A 3,947-nucleotide genomic window follows, 5' to 3' on the forward strand; every position below is an offset into this window, starting at 1 on the left:
GAATATGATACAGCAGGATATCATAGATTATTTTGCGGGGATTGGGTTGTATGGTATCCAGAGCATCGAGGATATCGAGAAAGTGGATATCAGTCGTAATTGCTGCGGAGTACCTAAGCAGTATGGATCACAGAGGGGGGTATGTGGTAAGCGGCCCATCGCATATCGCACACAGAAGACGAACGCATCATCGGATAACCCGGATATCTACATCTGCGAAGATTGTTTCAATCAGATTACCAGGGAGTGTCAGAGAATCAGGAAGCACCGGGAATCGATGTATCAAAAACCCTGATATTTTTAAATTTTTTTATGGGGGGGATCTGCCCCTAGTATCAATCACCTATTAAAACTTTCAACCTGTGGCTATGGTTTTTATACCCCGTGATGTTGGTATTAAACGGGGGTATATCTCCATAAGGGTGATGGTGAGTTTTCCCGTTAAATCAACGATGTGGGGGTGTGTGTGGGGGATGTACGTCATATGTATAAACCGGAGATATAGGGTGAGGCATTCCGGGGCCCGTTGATAGGGGGGTATCGTGAATGCTACCCTCTTCCATAGATCATATCCTATGAGCAGCAGGGAGAATCCGATAATCACAATCAATAGTCATATGCAGCATATGCTGGGTTATGTATACTCTATATTGCGCAGAATTACCATTTCACGCAATCGAATTACGGATATATGCTCTTGAATCGGTGAAAGGAACGATATAATCAGATATCGGTATTTCTCAGAGAATTTTTACGCAATCAAGAAAGGATATTTCCCCATCATCAAGAAATAACATTTCCAAAGGAAAACGGTTCTTTTACAAATTTACCAGCATATCAAGGGTATCTTATCGGGGGCCTCCGGTTGATACAGTGAAGGATATTTTTCAGCACATTCTGTGCTGTGTCGATTAGTCTACATTAGCCAAGGATAGAACCGCCATCCCGGTCATGGGATTACATGGGGTTAGGGTGTGCTCCAGGGCAGCCGGGATAAACCCGGCAGCCCCCCGCCCCCCTTGACACCCCCAGGGGAGAAGGATAGGGGGGATGGCAACCGCACCACAGATGCACCAGATACAGATCAAAACGGTGAAGAGGATCACCACCCAATGCACCAGACATGAGATTCTCTATCACCATCCCGGATGATACCACATATCAGATAGACACAGAAGCGGATAAAGAGGGGGTTTCCCGTTCCCAATGGATTTATCAGGCATGTATCGATAAACTCACCAGAAGTGCACCACAGACGCACCAGGAACGCACCACGCCGCACCAAGAGAGCATCAAGGGTGATGAACCATCGGAGGAGATGGTAGACTTACGGATAAGATGCGAATACCAGGAGCAGACCATTAAGGATCTCCGGGAGGAGCGGGGATACCTGCGGGGAGAGATAGCCAGGTTGCAGCAGGCAAACGATCTCTTAACGGGAAGATTACTCCCACCACCAAAAGCGGGGATCTTTACACGGTTGAAGAGGGCGATCTCTCCGGCCCGTGAGGAGTAGGATCAGTCTTCCGATTCAGTCGAGATCCAGAGATAAGCAATAAGTCATACAACAACACCATCTATACTTTATAGGAACGTTCGAAAAGGGAGGATACCCATTGAGATCGGGAAATCAATGTGGGTATCCTGTGAGGTTCCGGGTGTAACAGAACTAATTATACTGATAGGTGCTTATCCAGATAATGGTTTTGTTGTAACCCCGATATCCTCTTTTTCAGTTGTTCCGGGAGTAACAACCAATGCAGCAAAGCAGATTAGATGAGCAGATTCTCAGTTTCATCGAGGAGCGGGGGGGAAAGGTTCCCCTCCAGAGTATTGCAGCAACATTCCGATCTCATGGGAGATACACCTATCACAGGATGCAGATTCTTGATGCTAAGGGGTATGTATCGAGGGATGAGGACGAGGACGGAAAGATCATCATCCGGTTGGTGAGATGATGGATGCAGAGGAGGGGTATGTCGAGGTAGAAAGCCCCGATACCGAAAGATGGCATATCCCCACAGACGAAGAACTCGATGTGATGGATCTCAATGATGCAAAGGAGAGAATCCGGGGATTGGGCCTTTACTATGCGGAGATCTCACAACCATTCATCAGGCATAATGCGACCGGGAATCTGGATACTATCGAAGATTTAAAGAGATTCGTATATAATATGCGAAACCTTCCTGAAATTGAGAAACGATATCGGGAATACACCAGGCAGAAGGAAGAGAGAGAGAGCAGACCGGAAGCAGTGAAACGAGAAGAGATGTGGTTAAACCTCATCATGGAGATCAGGAGCGATAAGGTATTCGTTAGACGGCAACATTTCGCAGACCTGATTATCGATACCTTCCATCCCGTAACCTCCGGGGGGGTAGTGTGGATCTATCAGGATGGTATATATCGCAGGGATAACGGGGAGATACGTTCTTTTATCGGGGATTGGGTGAGGAAGTTTCAACCCTATGAGTTTAACGGAACCATAACGAACGAACACCGGGAAATAATGTATTACGTTAAGGGAGCGACCAATCAACCCGATTATCCTTTCGATTCTCTGAAATATCATATCCCGGTTGATAATGGGGTGATTCGGATTAATCCAGGTGATGGAAATATCGAATTATTACCCCATGATCCAGAATATCGATTTACCCGGAAGTTACCCGTTACATACAACCCCGATGCAGGTATTGAGAATATTCTCGATGCGTTCCGGGATTGGGTAGGGGATGATTACGAATACCTTATTCAATTACCCGCGATTGCGTTTATCCAGGCATGGGAAGGGGCCCAGAAGATAGCGTATCTGTTTGAAGGGAAGAAGGACGGGGGGAAAACCACATACTGCGAACTGTTGTATCATCTATTCGGGAGGGGAGCATATGCAGAAGTGGATCTCCGCAGACTCACAGAGGATCGTTTTGCGTTCGCAGGGTTAGAAGGACGGCTCATCAATATCGTTGATGATCTCGATGCGTTCCCGGCCCGATATCTCGGTATCTTCAAGAACCTTACGGGGAGCATCTATCACAGAATTGAGAGGAAGGGGGAGGATGGATACGAATCGATTGTTACAGCACCCCATATCTTCACGTGCAATAAACCGCCGGAGATTAAAGATATCAACGATGATGCATTTTGGTCCAGATGGAATTATATCATTTTTCCAAACACCTTTAACCGGGATGAATCCTTCAAAAAGGGATTATTCACCGATGAGAACCTTTCAGCGTTCCTAAATCTCATCATCCAGGAGGTTATCGATATCGGCAGGGATTCAACCCTCATCAAAAGGATGGATGCAGAGGAGGTTCGTTCCCTGTGGGTAGTTGCAGCAGATGAGATTGCGGGATTCGTTCGTGATTCATGTAGACGGGATGATCCAGATCAATGGATAGCAAAGGGGGAGCTCTATGATGAGTATAAACGATGGTGTGAAAAGAAGGGGAAGGTTCCGGAATCTCAAAAAAGAGTTACAACCTCATTATCCAGAATTGGTATTCTCGGATTCTATCCATCATCAGGAGGAGGAAGGAAGAAACAGGTTCACGCATACAAGGGGATACGATGGAATGAGGAGATATCACAGTATCGAAAACCCAAGACAGTAGATCAAGGTGTGCTTTCTGTATGATATATGCAGTATATGCACCTTTTTTAAAATATCTTAAGAAGGTTTTAAAGAAGTACAATATAATGTACAAGGATATTCAAAAATCCCGCATATCCTCTGTACCAAACGGGAGGTATCTATCATGATGTATCATCCCTGTTATGTGGTTATCCCAGAGTTTGATCCATCCTTCATCGAGAATATGATACAGCAGGATATCATAGATTATTTTGCGGGGATTGGGTTGTATGGTATCCAGAGCATCGAGGATATCGAGAAAGTGGATATCAGTCGTAATTGCTGCGGAGTACCTAAGCAGTATGGA

Annotated in this window: 5 protein-coding genes; all 5 read left to right on the top strand. The window is 45.7% G+C overall.

From position 1 onward, the window contains the following. Positions 1-295: hypothetical protein (locus FTO68_RS11585; protein WP_255333570.1), on the top strand; the 295-nt coding region annotated here is incomplete at its 5' end. Between the two features lie 828 nt (positions 296-1,123). Further along, a complete protein-coding gene (locus tag FTO68_RS11590; protein ID WP_255333571.1) occupies positions 1,124-1,516 on the top strand; it encodes a ribbon-helix-helix domain-containing protein in 393 nt (130 codons plus the stop codon). A gap of 241 nt (positions 1,517-1,757) precedes the next feature. Then, positions 1,758-1,958 (top strand): hypothetical protein, encoded by a 201-nt coding sequence (locus FTO68_RS11595; RefSeq protein ID WP_255333572.1) that lies wholly within the window; start codon positions 1,758-1,760, stop codon positions 1,956-1,958. After that, on the top strand, positions 1,955-3,643 hold the full coding sequence (locus FTO68_RS11600) for a DNA primase family protein (protein ID WP_255333573.1): 1,689 nt from the start codon (positions 1,955-1,957) through the stop codon (positions 3,641-3,643). Before FTO68_RS11595 ends, FTO68_RS11600 begins: the two co-directional genes overlap by 4 nt. 121 nt (positions 3,644-3,764) lie before the next feature. Beyond that, on the top strand, positions 3,765-3,947 hold a 183-nt coding region (locus FTO68_RS11605; RefSeq protein ID WP_255333574.1), incomplete at its 3' end, for a hypothetical protein.

Source organism: Methanocalculus taiwanensis (assembly GCF_024372745.1).
GTDB lineage: Archaea > Halobacteriota > Methanomicrobia > Methanomicrobiales > Methanocorpusculaceae > Methanocalculus > Methanocalculus taiwanensis.

What these genes read in the sequence shown, in the direction of transcription:
- FTO68_RS11600 (WP_255333573.1), top strand. Translation starts at nt 1,955, where the DNA reads ATGATGGATGCAGAGGAGGGGTATGTCGAGGTAGAAAGCCCCGATACC.
- FTO68_RS11595 (WP_255333572.1), top strand. Translation starts at nt 1,758, where the DNA reads ATGCAGCAAAGCAGATTAGATGAGCAGATTCTCAGTTTCATCGAGGAG.
- FTO68_RS11590 (WP_255333571.1), top strand. Translation starts at nt 1,124, where the DNA reads ATGAGATTCTCTATCACCATCCCGGATGATACCACATATCAGATAGAC.